Consider the following 17,960-nt stretch of genomic DNA (forward strand, 5'->3'; position numbering starts at 1 on the left):
TCTCTAACTTTGTAAGGGAGTTGAACCTTTTGGGTTCAAACCGACTAAAGTAGCTTACCTTGTATCTCAGAGTTGGTGTGTCATCGTCTCCCAGATAGCACAACTGCTACCGACAAAAGTAGCAAAGATCAGCAAATCAGAGTTGGTGCTTTGTTTTCCCAAAAAACTTCCCCCTTTAACCAAAGGGGGGAGGGGGATTTAATAAAATCCCGTAAGCGTAACTTATCGCTTCGGCGCCTGCCCGTCTGAGCATTAGCGAAGGAGGGTAGGATGGTCTGTAAGCAATACTCTAAACCCTTCTGTGTAAGACAATCCATCCCGTCCTTCCTTTTACAAAGGAAGGAGTGAGTTGGCGTGGCAGAAAAAATTTCTTTTCAATTTAGTAAGCACAATCCCCTTGGGCGTAGTTCTACAGAACAATCCCTTGGGCGTAGTTCTATAGAACGAGCCCGTATCCCGCTCTAATTTTATTGTTTCTTTTCCAATTTACTTATTAAATTTTCAAGATGTTTTTTAGAAGGGAAATATTTATAGACCATAGAAATATTCAAAATTAAAAAGACAGAAAGCCATGTAATATTTCCGCATATTAAAAAGCCAATAAAACCTACAATTGTTATAAGATTTAAAGTCCAGAGCATAATTATTGTATATGCATAATAAGAATAAAAATTTTTTTGTTCGTTTTCTTTTATAAATATCCTTTTTACTATGAAATCAGAAATCCCTTCACAGAAGAAAAAAATAAAAAGGCCTGAAAAAAACAAAATATACTGCACAATTCTTGCCATACCTTCTTCGTAATCAGGAACAAAATGCTTAAAACCATTTTTTTTGAGATACAGTGCAATTATCAAAAGTATAAAAGGAAATATAACTGACTCAAAAAAAACATATTTTAAACTTCTAAACTCATTATTTTCTCTTTTTCTCATTTTATTGACACCTTTCTTTTTTTAAATTACTATTTAATTATAAACTTTAAAAGGTGTAGTGTAAAGTTCCTTCTTTTAAGATGGAGGAAAACAAAAAGGAGATAGAAATGAAGAAAGAACTTTATCTTGTGTCTCCAGTTGGTACCCACCTTATAATTGACCTTTATGATTGTAGATGCGATTTTCTTGATAATTCAGAAAAAATACAAAATCTCTTAATAGAAGTAGCAAAAATTTCTAATACCACTATTTTAAGTGTAAAAGTTCATAAATTTACCCCTATGGGAGTTAGTGGTTATGTTCTTATAAGTGAAAGTCATATAAGTATTCATACATGGCCAGAGTTTAATTATGCTTCCGTAGATATTTATACATGTGGAGATAATTCATTACCAACAAAAGGATTTGAATGTATAGTTGAAAAACTTAATTCACAGAAACCAACAATACTTAAATTTGAAAGGGGATTTTATGCAAAAAAATTTAAACATGACTATGGTTGACTGGTATTCAGAAGGGATTGGTCTATGTTATGTGGTGGAAAAGAAAATTTTAGAAAAGCAAACTAAATATCAGAAAATTGAAATTTGTATTTCAAAGCAGTTTGGTAAACTCTTATTTATAGATGGCAATTTACAATCAGTTGAAAAATTTGAAGAAAATTATCATGAAATTCTTGTTCATCCTGCAATTTTCCCTCATCCTGATTGTAAAAAAGTTCTTATTATTGGTGGTGGAGAAGGTGCAACTTTAAGAGAAGTTTTAAAACATCCTGTTGAAAAAACAAAAATGGTTGATATAGATGGTGAAATGATTGAAATTGCAAAAAACTACCTTAAATATGATAGGGGGGCTTTTTGTGATAAAAGAACTGAACTTATTATTGATGATGGAGTAAAATTTATAAAAAAAGAAGAAGAGATATATGATGTAATAATTGTTGATGCGACAGACCCTTCTAATAATTCGCATTATTTATATACAACTGATTTTTATATAAAAGTTTTTTTACGGTTAAACAAATTCGGAATTTTCACAACTTATGCTGGTGGTGGATATTATTTTCAACCGGAAATTTTAAAGATGATATATAAAAATATGAAAAATGTTTTTGATATGGTTAAAATATACTCTTTTCCTATTGCAGGGTTTCTTCCAGGATTCAGTTTTATAATTGGAGTGAAAGGAAATATCAATATTGAAAATATCCCTGAAATAAAAACTAAAATTGAATTAAAATATTATTCACCAGAAATTCACCACCATCTTTTTGTGCTTCCTTATTATTTTGAAAAAGAATTAAAAATTCTTTAAAAAAGTTTTAAGTTGATTTTTTTGGTGGGAGATGTACACTTTTTCTTTTTAGATCCATAATTCCTTCCATTATTCCTTCTGAAAAAGTTGGATGGCAGTAAAAAATTTTTTCAACATCCTTTATTTTAAGTCCATTACTAATAGTTAGGGTTGAAAAAGATACAAGTTCTGTTGCTAATTCCCCAATAATATGAATACCAACAATTTCATCTGTATCAGAATTGGAAATTACTTTTACAAATCCATCTGTTTTTTTATCTGCACATGCCCTTCCTAGAGCATTATATGGAAATTTTCCAATTGAAACATTTATTCCTTTTGCCTTTGCCTGTTCCTCTGTTAGCCCACAAACACCTATTTGAGGGTCAGTAAAAATAACTTCTGGAACTATATCATAGTTAATAGTAACTTCTTTTCCTGATATATTTTCAGCAGATATTTCTCCTTCTTTTGTAGCAACATAGGCAAGTGGAAATTTCCCATTTATATCACCAATTGCATAAATATTTTTAATGTTTGTTTTCATTTTTTCATCTGTTTTGAGCCATCCATTGTCTTTTTCTATTTCTTCTGGTATTTGAGGTAAATTTGGTTTTCTACCAACTGCAACAATAATTTTTTCTTCTTTTATTTCTTCAGAATTTTTAATTGGTTTGCCAAGATTGATTTTTATTCCTCTTTTTTCAAAAGAATTTTTAAGATAGTTGGTAATTTCTTTATCTTTTCCTAAAAGAAGTGCATCCATCATTTCATAAATTGTAACCTCAACTCCAAATTTACTTAAAATTGAAGCATATTCACATCCAATAAATCCACCACCAATAATTCCAATACTTTCTGGTAGTTCATTAAGTTTCCATAATTGCTCACTGCTTATAACTCTTTCATCATTTTTGAAACAGTCAGGAACAAATGGCAAACTTCCTGTTGCAATTACTATATTTTCTCCATAAATTTCTTCATTTTCAATTCTCACAATATTGTTATCAATAATTTCTCCTTTCTTTTTAGCAATAACTTCTATTCCATATGATTTTAAGAGCATATTAACACCTGCTCTTAATCTCATTACAACATCTGTTAAAATTTCTGAAAGAATTCCCTGCCATGAAAAAGATGTCTCTTTTTTAATTGATGTGAATTTACTTTTTTCAATTTCTTTTGAAATTGTATAAAGAGATTTTGTTGGAATACAACCTCTATTTAAACATACTCCACCTATAGCCATTTCTTCAATTAAACAGACTTTTTTCCCATTTTGAGCACATTTTATTGCACATGGGTATCCAGCAGGACCTCCACCAATTACAACAACATCATATTTCTCCATATTTCCTCCCAATTATAAACTCTGCACTTTCTTTCAAATTTTTAAAAATATAGTCTGGTTTTATTTCCCATTTTTCTGTTTCTTTCTTTGATTTTGTCTGTCCTGAAAGGACAAGAATTGTTTTTGCACCAACTGTTTTTCCTGCTATAACATCTTTTTCTGAATCTCCTATAAAAAATGTCTTAGAAAAATCAATATTTCCAATTTCTTCTCTCGCTTTTAAGAAAAGTCCTGGTTTTGGTTTTCTACAATTACAATTATCTTTTTCTGTATGGGTACAATAATAAACTCTATAAATTTCTATTCCATTGGTAAATAGTATTTTTTTCATATTTTCTGTGATTTCATTCAGGTCTTCTTCTGTAAAAATTTTCTTTCCTACACCTGATTGATTTGATATTATAACTATTTTATATCCAGCATCTGTTAAAATTTTCAACCCTTCAATTGCATCTGGCAAAAATTTAAATTCTTCCCATTTTTTAATAAAATCATTTGGAGTAAAAATAGAAATAACTCCATCTCTATCTAAAAAAATTATCTTTTCCATTACAATCCCGTGGTTTATAAACGGTTATAGAAAGGGGAGGGTTTCTTTAAGTCCATACATCAAGTTCATATTTTGAATTGCCTGACCGCTTGCTCCCTTAACTAAATTATCAATTGCTGACATTATAACAATATTATTCTCAATAATTTTAAAGCCAATATCACAAAAATTTGTATCTCTAACATTTTTTACTGATGGGCAGTTACCATAGTCCATAAGACGAATAAATGGTTCATTTTTATAAAATTCATTATATAAGTTAGTAATTTCTTTTTCTTCTAACATTCTATTTGTCTTTATGTATATGGTTGATAAAATGCCCTGGTCATAAGGAGCAAGATGTGGTACAAAAAGGACTTTATAATTTTTTCCCCCAACACTTTTTAAAATTTCTTCAATTTCTGGTTGGTGTCTATGGCTACCTATTTTATATGCGGATATGTTTTCGTTGCATTGAATAAAAATGTTAGTTTCTGATGGTTTTTTTCCTGCTCCTGTTACACCACTTACAGAATTTGCTATTATATTCTCTTCAATTAGGTTATTTTTTATAAGAGGAAGTAATCCTAAAATGACTGATGTGGGATAACATCCAGGGTTTGCTATAAAAGATGTTTTTTTAATTTCATCTCTATAAAGTTCAGGCAGTCCATAAACAACATTATTTATAAATTCAGGACAAATGTGTTTTACATACCATTTTTCATAAACAGAAATATCTTTAAAACGAAAATCAGCACTCAAATCAATTATTTTTTTACCTAATTTTAATAGTTCAGGAACATAGTTCATAGAGACAGAGTGAGGAAGAGATAAAAAAACTAAATCACAATTTTCTTTTATAAATTCCCAATCAATTTTATTTTTACATTCAAAATTTATAATACCTTTAAGTTTTGGAATAATTTCTTCTATATTTTGTTGTTTTTCATCAGAAGCAACATACCCAGCAGTTATTTCTACTAATGGATGAAAAGTAAGTATCTCTGTAAGTTTTTCTCCTGCACTCCCACTTATACCAAATATCCCGACTTTTATCTTTTTGTCCACTGGAATTTCTTTCTTGCTTTTTTCTGTCCGTACTTTTTTCTTTCAGGCATCCTCGGGTCCCTTGTAAGAAGTCCAAATTCTCTTAATTTTGGCGTAAGAGATGGGTCATATTTTATTAATGCTCTTGCTATTGCAAGTTTGGTAGCATCAATTTGTCCTGTAATCCCTCCACCTTCAACTTTTACATTTATATCAAATTTATCTTTTGTATCAGTTACTGAAAGTGGTTTTAAAACCTCTTCTTTTTGATAAAATAAAGGAAAATAAGTTGAAATTTCTTTATTGTTTATTTTTATTTCACCTTTTCCTTCTTTAAATTTAACTATTGCTCTTGATGTTTTTCTTCTTCCAACTGCTATTGTTAAATTTCCCTTCTCCATAAATTCCTCCTTAACTTATCTCTTTTAAGAGTTTAAAATCATTTTTTAATGATGAGTAAAGTTTTCTATAAATTTTATATGCACTTTTATATATTTTAACATTTTTTATATCAGGTTTAAATACATCTTTTTCTTTAATGAATTTTTTGCAGGCGCTCTTAGCATCTTTGAAAATACCTATTCCAACTCCTGCAAGAATTGCTGCTCCATAAGAAGGCCCTTCCTGGTTTGATAATTTTGTAATTTTTTTGTTGAAAATATCAGGCATAACTGAACACCAGAAATCACTTTTTCCTCCACCACCAGATACAATATATTTCTCCCCAAGTGGTAATTTTATTTCTTTCATAATCTCAATGGAATCTAAAAGTCCAAAAGTTGCTCCCTCAATAACACTTCTGATTATATGTTCTTTTTTGTGTTTTAGAGAAAGCCCAAAAAAAACACCTTTTGCATCAGGGTCAGGATATGGACATCTTTCTCCTGCAAGATAGGGGAGAAAAATAAGCCCTTCACATCCAGGAGGAACTTTTTTACTTTTTTCTGTCATTATATCATAGGTATCTAAATTTTTAATTTTTGCCTGTTGAATTTCTTCATTACAAAAAGTATCTCTCACCCATCTTAAAGAGCCACCCGCAGAAAGCATAACTCCCATGAGATGCCATTTACCCCTAACTGCATGGCAGAAGGTATGAAGTCGTCCTTCTGGGTCAACAACAACTTCCTCTGAATGAGCAAAAACAACTCCACTTGTTCCTATTGTAATAGAAACCTTGCCCTCTTCAACTATCCCGTTTCCAATTCCTCCTGCTGCCTGGTCTCCTGCTCCTGCTACAACTGGAGTTCCTTCTTTTAATTTTGTAATATTAGAAGTTTCTTTTGTAATATAACCAGTAATATCTTCTGATTCAAAAACTTCTGGTAAAAATTCAATTGGTATTTTAAGTTTTTCAATAATTTCTTCTGACCATTTTCTCCTTTTAACATCAAAAAGAGATGTTCCTGATGCATCTGATACATCAGTAGCAAAAACGCCAGTAAGAATAAACCTTATATAATCTTTTGGTAAAAGAATTTTTCTTACCTTTTTGTAGATAGATGGTTTATTCTTTCTTAACCATATAATTTTTGGTGCTTGAAAACCAGTCAGAACTGGATTGGATGTAATTTCAAAAATTCTTTTTTTACCAATAATTTCATTTATTTCATCACACTCTTTTGTTGTTCTCTGGTCACACCACAAAATTGCAGGATAAATTACTTTGAAATTTTTATCAAGAAAGACAGAACCATGCATTTGTCCTGTTAAACCAACTGCTTTTATGTCAGATGGATTTATATCTGATTTTTCAATAATTTTTCTAATTCCAGTTAATGTTGCCTGTTTCCAATCAAGAGGATTTTGTTCTGCCCAATTTGTTTTTGGTGTAAAAACGGGATATTCTATTGTTTCTGAATTTTTTATAATTGCTTTTTCATCTATAATAATTATTTTTGCTCCACTTGTTCCAATATCTATTCCAAGTAAATATTTCACTTTATTTCAATTTTAGGTGGATATATAAAATTCAGATACATTTCTTTAACTTTACCTTCTTCTGTTGTTCCAGAATGTATGTAAATTCTATGTAAAAGTTTTAGGTCCTGATATGCAGGTAAAATATATGTACCACTTTTTCTTTTATCACCTGAAAAATCAGAAATTCCAAAAAAGTTTGCAGTAAATAATCCATAGTCCCTTATATGCCAGTATGTTGGATATCTCAGATTTTCTGTAAAATCAAAAACACTTATTCCACATGAAGTTTCATCAATTTTCCCATAATAATCACACCAATTTGCTCTTTTTCCCCAGCATTCTTCTTCACCAATTGCTCCATAAGAATTTTTCATTGTTCCGCCATTTCTTACTTCCATAGATGGATAGACCCTGATACTTAGAAGTCCACTTTCTTTTGTATCTTTAAAAACAACTTCTCCTTCTGTTGCTTTTAAAATTATCTTATGGTCAATAATTCTAATATTTTTTGGTAAGTTATAAATTGTAATAATTCGCTCTTCTTGAAGGATTTTATTTCCCTTATTATTTACCCAGTCACTTAAAGAATGAATTTTCCCGAAAACAGGTCCTGAAATGAGAGAAATAAATTTTTTATGTATTGTTTTTCCATGTCCTTCCTCTTCAGACCAATTATCAGTTCCATTTACATCTCCATGTGCAACTAATATTCCTCTATGATGAATATGGTCAAAATTTTCTGTGTTTCCTTCTGAAGCAGGAGGTCTAACAACTGATTTTCCATCGGGACCAATAACAGGGTTTAGGAAAGGGCGGGTAACTTTTTCTGAATAGTGATAAGTTGTGAAAAGTTCCTCATTTATAAAAACATTAACTTCTTCATTTTTAGTATTTTCAACAACTTTTACTATTTCTGGGGAATTTTCAATTTTTTCTAAATTCAAATTTTTTTCTTCATTTTCTTCAAATTCATCTATGAAAAACATCTTTTTTTCTTCTTCATCTACCTGAAAATATATATTTTCTTTTTTATCTACATAAATACCTTCTCCATCAAAATCAAATTTAATTATTCCATTATAAAATTTTCTCTTACAATTTTTTACAATTATTTCCATTTCTCTCTCCTTTTAAATTCCTGCAATTTTATGACATTTTTCAATAGCCCACATAACTCTTCTTGCACTCTCAGGTGTAATTTTTAGTGGTTTGTTTTTCTTTAATGTTTCATAAAGGTCAATATAAAAATTTAATTGATAGTCATGTTGATTTTGTGGTAATTCCCATATTTCCTCTTTTTCCCATGGTATTTCTTCACTATTATATGACCTATCAGGGGTTGGTTGTGTCTGAACTTTCCTTTCTGGTAATTTTTCTACCTTGAAATATTTCCATTGGAGTTTTGTATAATTTCCTTTCAATCCACCGCAGGTTCCCATTATTAAATATGGCTCTTCTGGATAACAGCAACAACTTGTAATTTCAAGGTCTATCATAGGCGAAATTTTACCTTTAAATATAATTTTTACATGGTCTTCTGCATCTCCAAGTGTTAATGTTCTCTCCATATGGCAGAAAATTTCAGGGTCTTCTTTTTCACCAAAGAATTGCAGTGCCTGGTCAACTGGATGTGGACCTGTATTGTTAAGAGTGCCGCCACCATATTTTTTCAGTGTTTGCCAGTCCCATCTTCTTGCAAAACTGTGCCACATCATTTTTATTAAAACAATTCTACCAAGAACTCCTGTGTCAATTACTTCTTTAACTTTAAGAAAATCAGGTGAATATCTTCTATTATGAAAAATAGTTAAAATTTTACCTTCTTTTTTTGCTACTTCAATCATTTTATCTGCATCTTCCAAATTTGTTGCCATTGGTTTTTCACATATGACATTTTTTCCTTTTTTTAATGCAGAAATTGAATAAGAAGAATGAAGATGAGATGGTGTTGCAACAACTACTACTTCAATTTCATCATTATTCAGCATATCTTCAAATTTTTCATAACTTTTACAATCAAACTTTTCTTCTGCCTGTTTTCTCCTATTTTCATCAGGGTCAGAAACAGCAATAATTTCATATTTTTCAGGTAGTTGTGAAATAAGATGAGCGTGTATATTCCATCCACTTCTTCCAAGCCCTGTAATTGCTATTTTTACCTTTTCCATTTTTTCTCCCTTTATAGAAATTTTCTCAAATATTCAATACTTTTTCTTGCTATTACCTCTGCTCCTGGTGAGAAATTAAAAACTTCAACTGAAAGGTATCCATTATAACCAATTTCTTTTAATGTTTCAATTATTGGTTCATAGTTAACATCTCCAAAACCAGGACCAAGTAAATTTTTATCATTTGTATGAAAATGCTTTAGGTACCTTCTACTTTCTTTTATTATTTCTGGTATTGGTTTTCCTTCATCACACATTGCTTTAACATCTAAATGAAGTTTCAAATTTGGGTGGCCTACCTCATTTATTATTTCTATTGCTTCTTTTGCAGTATTTATAAAATTTGTTTCTGATTTTGCCAGTGGTTCTAAACAAATATAAATATTCTCTTTTTCTGCTACTTCCAGTGGTTTTAAAAGGCATTCAATAAAGTTTTTTTTGACTTCATCATATGTTTGGTTTTTTTCTATATTTCTTTGCTTTGGAGAACCAAATACCATAATTTTTCCCCCTATTTCTGCTGTGAAATGAACAAGTTGACATAAGTAAGAAGATGTTTTTTCTCTTACTGATTTATCATTTGTTGAAACAGACAAGCCTTCTGGTTTTGCAAGCAACCAGTGAGTTCCAATAATTTCAATATCTGTTTTTTTAGAAAGAAATTTTATTTTTTCTATTAGTTCTTTTTCAATTTCATCAACTGAATTTCCAAGAGTAAATGGTGCAATTTCTAATCCTTCATATCCAATTTCTTTTATAAAATAAAAAATTTTTTCTATATCCCAATTTTCAAACATCTCATTACATATCCCGATTTTCATAAACTTCCCCCTTTTTTTCTTAAAATTGCAGGTGTATCAATATTTGTTGCTGGTTTTTCTATCTCCCCAAGTGGTAATTTATCTTCTTCTTTTGGTTTTTTAATTTCCACCTTTTTCCCAATTCCAGTGGCAAGGAGGGTAATTTTTACAGAGTTTTTTAAATTTTCATCAATTGCAACTCCAAGAACACGAAATGGAGAGAATATTTTTGACTGTATTAGTTTCATTGTTTCTCCAACTTCAATTAATGTTAAATCACTGCCTCCAGTCATACTTATAAGAATTTTTTTTGCTTCCATTATTTCGCTTTTTTCTACAAGAGGGTTTTCAAGTATTTGTTTTGTACTTTCTTCCATCCTTTTTTCCCCTTCTCCATAACCAATTCCAACTATTCCTTTTCCTCCATTTTGAACAACAGAGCATATATCTGCAAAATCAATATCAAGTAATTTTGGTTTATTTATAAGGTCTGAAATAGAAGATATTGTTCTTTCAATAATTTCATCTATTTTTCCAAAAGCAGAAGCAAAGGAAACAGTATTATCAACAATTTCATAGAGTTTTTGATTTGAAATGTGAATTAGTGTATCTACATTATTTAAAAGTACCTCTATCCCATTAATTGCATGCTCCATCCTTTTTTCCCCTTCAAATTCAAAAGGAGTTGTAACAAGGGCGATAACAATACTTCCAAGGTCTTTTGCTATTTTTGCTATAACAGGTGAACTTCCTGTACCCGTCCCACCACCAAGTCCTGCTACTAAAAAGGTAATATTTGTGTTTTTAAAAATTTCTTCTATTTTTTCTCTATCTTCATTTGCTGCAAATTTACCTTTTTCAGGGTCTTTGCCTGCTCCAATGCCCTGGGTTGTTTTTTCTCCAATTTGAATTTTAATATCCCCCTTTGCTTGTTTTAAAGCATTACTTTCCGTATTAAAAAGAACAAAGGAAACACCTTCAATTTTGTCATGAATTCTTGAAATGATATTTCCGCCAGCATTTCCAACTCCAACTACTTTTATATTTATTATTCCTTCTTCTGGTGTTTGTTGTATCATTTGAATCATTTTATTTTCCTCAACCCCTTTTTAAAGTTTTTTTTTATTTTCGCAAATGTCTCCTTTAATTTATCATAAAATGATTTCTGCCTTTCTTTAAGTTGTTTAGATGCAAGAGTGATAAGTCCAAAGGCAGATGAATATTCTGGTTTTTGAAAATTTTTATCTAGGTTGTATGTTCTTATAGGAACTCCAATTCTAACGGGAAGTTTAAATATATCTGAAGATAATTCTATAATTCCTTTTAGTTTAGAGCATCCTCCTGTTATAATTACTCCTCCAGCCAATGAAACTGAAAGAGAATTTTTTACAACAACTGGCTTTACATAATCATAAAGAATTTCAGTAACTCTTGCATAAACAATCTCCGAAATTTTTTCAACTGTAACTTTTCCTATTATTTTACCAGATGGACTGGATATTTCAATCTCTTCAAGAAGTTTAGGGTCCTTATTTTCTTTCATTTTCAGATAATTACAATATCCATAGTTAATTTTTAATTCTTCAGCCAGCTCAATGGGAGTGTATAGAACAGCGGATAGGTCATTATCAATATACCAGCCCCCAATTCTAAAAGATGCCACTTCGGTTATAGTGTTTTTGAAATAGATAGCAATATCTGTTGTCCCTTTGCCCATATCAATTAAAAGACATCCCATTTCTTTTTCTTCTTCTGTTAAGGTTGCTTCTCCGGATGCCCATGCATGTGGGAAAATATGTTCAATCTGTCCTCCTGCGCTTTCAATACAATGTCCAATATCTTTAACAGGATTTATTTCAACAGATATTGCAAGAACTTTCATTTCAAGAGTATTTCCATGCATTCCAATGGGTAATTTTGTAGTTATATTATGTCCATCTATTATGTAGAATTGAGGAAGAATTGTTAATATTTTTTCACCAACTTCTTTTCCTGCCATAATAGAATTTTTTATTTCTTTTTTTAAAAATTGAATATCATTCTTATTTATTTCCCTTCCATTAGGAGTTATTTCTATTTTTTTTGAATATATACTTCCTTTTACATAACCGCCACCTATTCCAATTGTTACATAACTTATTCTTTCTTTAACCTGCTCACTTAAAGAATCGAAAACATCAAAAAGTAAATTTGTTACTCCTTCAATATCAGTTATCCTACCTTTTGTTATGAAATTTTCAGGTACTTCAACGATTTCTGTTCCAAGAATGTCTATTCCTGTATCTGATAAATAACCTGTAATTCCTAAAATTTTTCCACTGCCAATATCAAGCCCTGTAATTAAATTTTCATTCATTTTTTGTAAATATTTTTATATCTCAAGTCAATATATTCCCATCTTTCTATATTTCCCTGCAATTCTTGTAATAGGATTGAAATTTTTTCCATCTGTGACTTTATATCACTCTTCTTCATTTTTATAATTCCTTTATCAGTATATAAAATTATTTCATTTGGAGAAATAAAATTTATCTGGTTAACTAAAAAAAATTTTCTTAAATTGAAGTAATTATACCATTTTTTAATTTCATCCAAAATATTTAATTTCCATCTATCAGTTTCATTTACACAATTTTGCTCAATTTTAATTCCATATATATCAATATAATTTTTTTCTTCTTCTATATCTGATAGAACAACTCCATTTTTATCAATTATATATTTTCTCTCATTGTATATTACACTGACAAATGGTTTTCTTAATGAAATATCTATATATAATTTATCAGGATATATTTTTTTAATTTTGCAGTTTTCAACTTCTGGAATATTAAGTATCATTTGTCTTAAATCATCAATATCTATAAAAAGTAGATTTTTATCTTTTTCAAGTTCTAACACTGGCTCAATATAAAATTTTGCCTTATCAGGAACAATTTCAACTTCTTTTAATTTGAAGGTGTCCAATTGCCATAAAAATTTTATTGTTGAACTTTTAATTTTAAAAGATAAATATATTAAAGATAAAATTAAAATAATGATAAAAATTATTTTTATTTTATTTTTTCTTTTTTCCCAGATTCTTTGTCTTATTTCTCTTATTCTTCTTTCTGTTTTTTCTTCCATTTTTCAATTGCATAATTTAAAATTTGTTCACATAAATCATCAAAATTTATCCCTGCATATTTTGCAGCATCAGGCAATAAACTTGTTTTAGTCATTCCAGGAATTGTATTTACATCTAAAATATATGGTACACCATTTTTATTAATCATTATTTCCATTCTTGCAAATCCACTGCATCTCATTATCTTATAAACTTTTTTTGCATTGTTATAAGCATTTTTAAGAAATTTTTCTGGAATTTCAGGAGGAATAATGTGTTGACTTTCACCAGGAGTGTACTTCGCTTTATAATCATAAAATCCTGTTTTTGTTCTTATTTCAATCGCAGGTAATACCCTTATTTTTTCATTCCCAAGTATTCCAATGGTTATTTCTTTCCCTTCAATAAATTTTTCAATAAAGACATCATTATCTAAATTAAAACATTCTTTCACTGCTTTTTTTAATTCTTTTTCTTTTTTTACTATTCTTATTCCTATGGTTGAACCTAAATTTGCTGGTTTTACTACAACAGGAAAAGAAAAAGGAAGATGGAATTTTTTATTTTTTTCAACGACTACAAAAGGTGGGGTAGGTATTTTATGAAATTTAAGGAATTTTTTTGTTATAATTTTATTCATACACATAGCAGAAGAAAGCACTCCTGAACCAGTATAGGGAATATTCAGTGTTTCAAGAGTTCCCTGAATAACTCCATTTTCTCCTTTTCCACCGTGAAGAACAATAAAAACACAGTCTGGCTTAAATTCAATAAGTTTTTTTAAAAAAGTTTTTTTTGATGGGTCAAGCAAAATAACACTATAATTCTTTCTTTTTAAAGCATTATATACTTGTTTCCCTGACATTAAAGAAACATCTCTTTCGGGACTTTTCCCCCCAGCAAGAACAATTATTTTCATAACTTTTATTTTAATAGATTGGTTTTTTATGTCAATTTTAAATTGATAAAAGAATATGTGTGTGTTGACAGAAAAATTTTTTGTAGTATAATTTACGATATAATAGTATCAATACGACAATGTAGAAAATGGAAAAGAAAATAAAAGTAATAGAAAAAATAATGGGAATATTTGAAGTATTAGCAGATAGGGGAAAAGAGGGTTGTAGTGTTAGTGAAATCGCAAAGAAATTAAACTTGAAATTAACGACAACTCATTCACTTGTTTCAACTCTATTTTCACTTGGTTATCTTGAAAAAAATATTCAGACAAGAAAATATAAAATTGGAGAAAAACTATTGAATATATTTTTACCTTTTGCTAATAGGAATATTTTACTTAAAGTTTCAGAGCCAGTTATGAAAGCACTTGCAGAAGAAATAAAAGAATCGGTTGTACTTGCAATTTTCTGGAAAGGTGAAAGATATACAATAGCAACTGCATCTTATGACAAACAATTAATATCAGTTAATTTAAACCAATTTATATATAGTTCTTGTTACAGCCAGGCAACAGGTAGAGTTTTACTTTCCTATTTAGATAAAAAGGTGGTTAATGAGTATATAAAAAGAAATGGTTTTCCAAAAGAAAAATGGAATAATATAAGAAATTATAATGACTTACAAAAAGAACTTAAAAAAATAAAAGAAAAGAAAATTGAAATAATAGAGAGAGAAACAGTTGTAGCAATAGCAGTTCCCATTTTTAGCCCTGATGGAAAAGTATGTGCTTCTCTTGGTGTTTATTTACCAAGGATAAGATTTAAAGGACAAAGAAAAGAAAAAATAATAAAAGAAATAAAAAAAGCGGGCGAACAAATTACCTTAAACTTAAGAGGAGAAAAATGATAAAAGCAGAGAATGGCAGGATAGAATTTAAAGAAAATCTTAATGTGAAATATGAAGTGGATGTTGTTGTAGTTGGTGGTGGAACAGCAGGATTTGCAGCGGCAATAAGCAGTGCAGAGAATGGGATGAAGACGATGCTTATTGAAAAACAGGGAGCACTCGGTGGGCTGGTGACCCTTGGTTTGGTATGTTACATGGCAAGTTATCCAGAAGGAATAGGAAAAAGATTACTGGAAAGGTTAGAAGATGGAAAGGGTATAGCAGAAAGGATTTGTGATCCTGAAAAAACAAAGTATATTATGGAACAAATGGCGATTGAGGCAGGAGTAAAAATTCTTTACTGGACTTATGTTATTGATTCAATAGTTGAAGGAAATGAAATAAAAGGAGTTGTAATACAAAATATTTCCGGTAGAAGTGCAATTTTAGCAAAAAGAGTTATTGATTGTAGTGGAGATGCAGAAGTTTCCTATTTTTCAGGAGTACCTGTTGAAGAAGGATGGGAATTAATGGATGGATATAATCAGGCAGTTTCTTTAGATTTTGTTTTAAATAATGCTGATACAACAAAATTTCAACCGAGGGATTTTTATTCTACAATTCAGATGAAAATAGAAGAAGCAGCAAGAAAAGGAAAATTACCACGACTTGTTGAAAAAGGATATTTAGGTCCATTTCCAGGAAGACCATCAGATAGAGGAGAAGTTTATGCTTGTACTGCTCATAGCAGAAAATGTAAAGCAACAGATGCAGAGGATTTAACAAGAATTGCAATTGAACAGAGAAAGCAAATTCAACAATTAGTAGAATTTTATAGAGAAACTGTTTGTGGATTTGAGAATTCATGGTTAAGTTATACTGCAACTATTTTAGGAGTAAGAGAGTCAAGAAGGATTGTTGGAGAATATAAATTTACAGGAGAAGACCTTGCATTAGCAAAAAAATTTCCTGATGCAATTGCAAGAGACACACATGGTTTTGATATACATAATCCCATAAATGACCTGCCTCATATAAAACATACTCATTTTAAGGAACCAAAAGAACCAGCATTTTGTACTAAAGAACCAAGACAAGACGGAAGGGTTTGTTGTGTGAAAAATAATCCAAAAGGGGAATATAGAGCATATTTGAAGCCAGGGCAATATTATGAAATTCCTTATAGATGCCTTGTTCCAGTTAAAATTGACAATTTACTTGTAGCAGGTAGATGTATTTCTGCTGATTTTGAAGGAAGTGCTGGAACAAGATTAATAATGACATGTATAACAATAGGACATGCTGCGGGAACTGCTGCATCTCTTTCAATTAAAGAAAATGTTGCTCCAAGAAAATTAAATACTAATCTCCTAAGAGATAAACTTGACGATGAAGGTGTAAATTTGAAAAAAGAACCACCAGTTTATGTAAAAGGTGGACCAAGAAAACCTATTCCTGAAAATGCTGAATTTTATGTTTATACTGGCGATGGTGAAGATGAAATAAGAATAAAGGAATAAAAAAAGTTAGGATAAACATAGGAGAAAAAATGATAACGAGTGAAGAAGTGAAAGAAGTAGGGAAGAGGTGTGGAGCAGACCTTGTAGGTATTGCATCAATGGATAGATTTGAAGGAGCACCAAAACAGATGGACCCAAGATACATAAATCCTGATGCAAAGGCATTAATTGTAATAGCAACAAGAATCCCAAGAGGGACATTAAGGGGAATTGAAGAAGGGACATATTTTCTTTCATATTCTTCAATGGGATATGGTGGAATTAACTCAGTTTACAATCCAATGATTTTATGGCAATTAGTTAGATATATAGAAAATGAGGGATATGAAGCAACTCCTATTCCAAATGATTATTATAACTGGCCAGCAATTGATTATCATTCAGGGGTAATAAAAGAGAACTGGAGTAGACCTGTTTCCCCAGAAAAACCGGCACCAGATGTATTTATCCATTTCAGAATTGCCGCATTTTGTGCTGGATTAGGAGAGATTGGTTATAGTAAGGTCTTTCTTACTCCTGAATTTGGACCAAGACAGAGATTTGCATGTATTTTAACAGATGCTCCACTCCAACCAGACCCAATATATGAAGGACCCAAAATATGTGATAGGTGTATGTTATGTGTAAAAGAATGCAGTGGAAAAGCAATAAGTTCAAAAGAGGTAGTTAAAATTAAAGTTGCAGGTAGACAAATAGAATGGGGGAAATTAGATATTGACGCGTGTTCAAAAGGATTTCAAGGTGGGAACAAGAAATTTAATCCTTTTATAGGAGAACCAAGTGAAGTTATATCTTATTCAAGAGCACTTGAAGGAGGGAAAGGATGTATCCGTGCATGTATGATACATTTAGAACAAGAGGGAAAATTAAAAAACAAATTTGAAGAACCATTTAGAAAAAGAAAACCATGGGAACTTAAATAATTTAATTATTCTAAAATGATAAACTAAAAGGAGGAAAGAGAAATGATAACAAGTGAAGAAGTAAAAGAAGTAGGTAAGAGATGCGGAGCAGACCTTGTAGGGATTGCATCAATGGATAGGTTTGAAGGAGCCCCTAAACAGATGGACCCAAGATACATAAATCCTGATGCAAAAGCATTAATAGTGTTTGGGTTTCGTATTCATAGAGGGCTTTTAAGGGGAATTGAAGAAGGGACATATTTTAGTGGTTATACATCAATGGGATATGGTGGGATAAATACTGTATTTGCTCCTTTGGTATTAAGGCAGGTATGTAATTTTATTGAAGATAATGGATATGAATCCACAGCATATCCCAATCCTCTTGTAGCAGTTGCTGTTGATATTGCAACAGGAGAATTTAAAAAAGGATGGAGTAGACCTGTTTCCCCAGAAAAACCGGCACCAGATGTATTTATTCATTTTAGGATCGCTGCATTTTGTGCTGGATTAGGAGAGATTGGATATAGCAAGGTCTTTCTCACTCCTGAATTTGGACCAAGACAGAGATTTGCATGTATTTTAACAGATGCTCCAC

Annotated in this window: 19 protein-coding genes; 6 read left to right on the forward strand and 13 right to left on the reverse strand. The window is 30.5% G+C overall.

The window, feature by feature from the left end; all coding sequences use genetic code 11:
- Nucleotides 1-467: 467 nt before the first annotated feature.
- Nucleotides 468-935 carry a hypothetical protein gene (locus PLW95_04360; GenBank protein HOV21895.1) on the reverse strand — a complete coding sequence of 156 codons (468 nt, stop codon included), beginning with the start codon at nt 933-935 and terminating at the stop codon, nt 468-470.
- A 107-nt stretch (nt 936-1,042) separates the two neighbouring features.
- Here PLW95_04360 and speD point away from each other — a divergent pair, with 107 nt between their 5' ends.
- Together speD and PLW95_04370 are read left to right on the forward strand one after the other, a co-directional pair.
- Nucleotides 1,043-1,438, forward strand: coding sequence for an adenosylmethionine decarboxylase (gene speD, locus PLW95_04365; GenBank protein HOV21896.1), 396 nt, complete (start codon nt 1,043-1,045; stop codon nt 1,436-1,438).
- A complete protein-coding gene (locus tag PLW95_04370) occupies nt 1,407-2,249 on the forward strand; it encodes a spermidine synthase (GenBank protein HOV21897.1) in 843 nt (280 codons plus the stop codon). The genes speD and PLW95_04370 overlap by 32 nt, the downstream gene beginning before the upstream one ends.
- 7 nt (nt 2,250-2,256) lie before the next feature.
- On the opposite strand, the gene lpdA is transcribed toward PLW95_04370, so the two are convergent.
- Genes lpdA through PLW95_04430 form a run of 12 tightly spaced genes read right to left on the reverse strand, consistent with a single transcriptional unit; the run spans nt 2,257 to nt 14,074 of the window.
- Entirely contained in the window at nt 2,257-3,579 is a 1,323-nt protein-coding gene (gene lpdA, locus PLW95_04375; protein HOV21898.1) for a dihydrolipoyl dehydrogenase, read from the reverse strand.
- Nucleotides 3,566-4,129: an HAD family hydrolase gene (locus PLW95_04380; protein ID HOV21899.1), complete on the reverse strand. Its 564-nt coding sequence runs from the start codon at nt 4,127-4,129 to the stop codon at nt 3,566-3,568. Before PLW95_04380 ends, lpdA begins: the two co-directional genes overlap by 14 nt.
- A 24-nt stretch (nt 4,130-4,153) precedes the next feature.
- A complete protein-coding gene (gene argC, locus PLW95_04385; protein HOV21900.1) occupies nt 4,154-5,179 on the reverse strand; it encodes an N-acetyl-gamma-glutamyl-phosphate reductase in 1,026 nt (341 codons plus the stop codon).
- The gene (rpsI, locus tag PLW95_04390; GenBank protein ID HOV21901.1) at nt 5,164-5,559 is read right to left on the reverse strand and encodes a 30S ribosomal protein S9; all 396 of its coding nucleotides are present in this window, start codon (nt 5,557-5,559) and stop codon (nt 5,164-5,166) included. The genes argC and rpsI overlap by 16 nt, the downstream gene beginning before the upstream one ends.
- A gap of 10 nt (nt 5,560-5,569) precedes the next feature.
- On the reverse strand, nt 5,570-7,099 hold the full coding sequence (xylB, locus tag PLW95_04395; protein HOV21902.1) for a xylulokinase: 1,530 nt from the start codon (nt 7,097-7,099) through the stop codon (nt 5,570-5,572).
- Nucleotides 7,096-8,199, reverse strand: a complete 1,104-nt coding sequence (locus PLW95_04400) for a PmoA family protein (protein ID HOV21903.1) — start codon at nt 8,197-8,199, stop codon at nt 7,096-7,098. Before PLW95_04400 ends, xylB begins: the two co-directional genes overlap by 4 nt.
- Nucleotides 8,200-8,211: 12 nt before the next feature.
- The gene (locus PLW95_04405) at nt 8,212-9,249 is read right to left on the reverse strand and encodes a Gfo/Idh/MocA family oxidoreductase (protein HOV21904.1); all 1,038 of its coding nucleotides are present in this window, start codon (nt 9,247-9,249) and stop codon (nt 8,212-8,214) included.
- An 11-nt stretch (nt 9,250-9,260) separates the two neighbouring features.
- Entirely contained in the window at nt 9,261-10,070 is an 810-nt protein-coding gene (locus PLW95_04410; protein ID HOV21905.1) for a sugar phosphate isomerase/epimerase family protein, read from the reverse strand.
- A complete protein-coding gene (ftsZ, locus tag PLW95_04415; protein HOV21906.1) occupies nt 10,067-11,137 on the reverse strand; it encodes a cell division protein FtsZ in 1,071 nt (356 codons plus the stop codon). The genes PLW95_04410 and ftsZ overlap by 4 nt, the downstream gene beginning before the upstream one ends.
- Nucleotides 11,134-12,405 carry a cell division protein FtsA gene (gene ftsA, locus PLW95_04420; protein ID HOV21907.1) on the reverse strand — a complete coding sequence of 424 codons (1,272 nt, stop codon included), beginning with the start codon at nt 12,403-12,405 and terminating at the stop codon, nt 11,134-11,136. The genes ftsZ and ftsA overlap by 4 nt, the downstream gene beginning before the upstream one ends.
- Complete coding sequence (locus tag PLW95_04425) at nt 12,402-13,175, reverse strand: FtsQ-type POTRA domain-containing protein (GenBank protein HOV21908.1); 774 nt, start codon at nt 13,173-13,175, stop codon at nt 12,402-12,404. Before PLW95_04425 ends, ftsA begins: the two co-directional genes overlap by 4 nt.
- Nucleotides 13,148-14,074: a D-alanine--D-alanine ligase gene (locus PLW95_04430; GenBank protein HOV21909.1), complete on the reverse strand. Its 927-nt coding sequence runs from the start codon at nt 14,072-14,074 to the stop codon at nt 13,148-13,150. Before PLW95_04430 ends, PLW95_04425 begins: the two co-directional genes overlap by 28 nt.
- A gap of 128 nt (nt 14,075-14,202) precedes the next feature.
- Here PLW95_04430 and PLW95_04435 point away from each other — a divergent pair, with 128 nt between their 5' ends.
- The 4 genes from PLW95_04435 to PLW95_04450 form a co-directional block, all read left to right on the forward strand.
- Nucleotides 14,203-14,961: an IclR family transcriptional regulator C-terminal domain-containing protein gene (locus tag PLW95_04435; GenBank protein HOV21910.1), complete on the forward strand. Its 759-nt coding sequence runs from the start codon at nt 14,203-14,205 to the stop codon at nt 14,959-14,961.
- Nucleotides 14,958-16,460, forward strand: coding sequence for an FAD-dependent oxidoreductase (locus tag PLW95_04440; GenBank protein ID HOV21911.1), 1,503 nt, complete (start codon nt 14,958-14,960; stop codon nt 16,458-16,460). The genes PLW95_04435 and PLW95_04440 overlap by 4 nt, the downstream gene beginning before the upstream one ends.
- A 29-nt stretch (nt 16,461-16,489) precedes the next feature.
- The gene (locus tag PLW95_04445) at nt 16,490-17,383 is read left to right on the forward strand and encodes a hypothetical protein (protein ID HOV21912.1); all 894 of its coding nucleotides are present in this window, start codon (nt 16,490-16,492) and stop codon (nt 17,381-17,383) included.
- A gap of 42 nt (nt 17,384-17,425) precedes the next feature.
- Nucleotides 17,426-17,960 (forward strand): (4Fe-4S)-binding protein (locus tag PLW95_04450; GenBank protein ID HOV21913.1); only part of this gene is annotated, 535 nt, incomplete at its 3' end.

The sequence above is a fragment of the bacterium genome, assembly GCA_035370465.1.
Lineage (GTDB): Bacteria > Ratteibacteria > UBA8468 > B48-G9 > JAFGKM01 > JAGGVW01.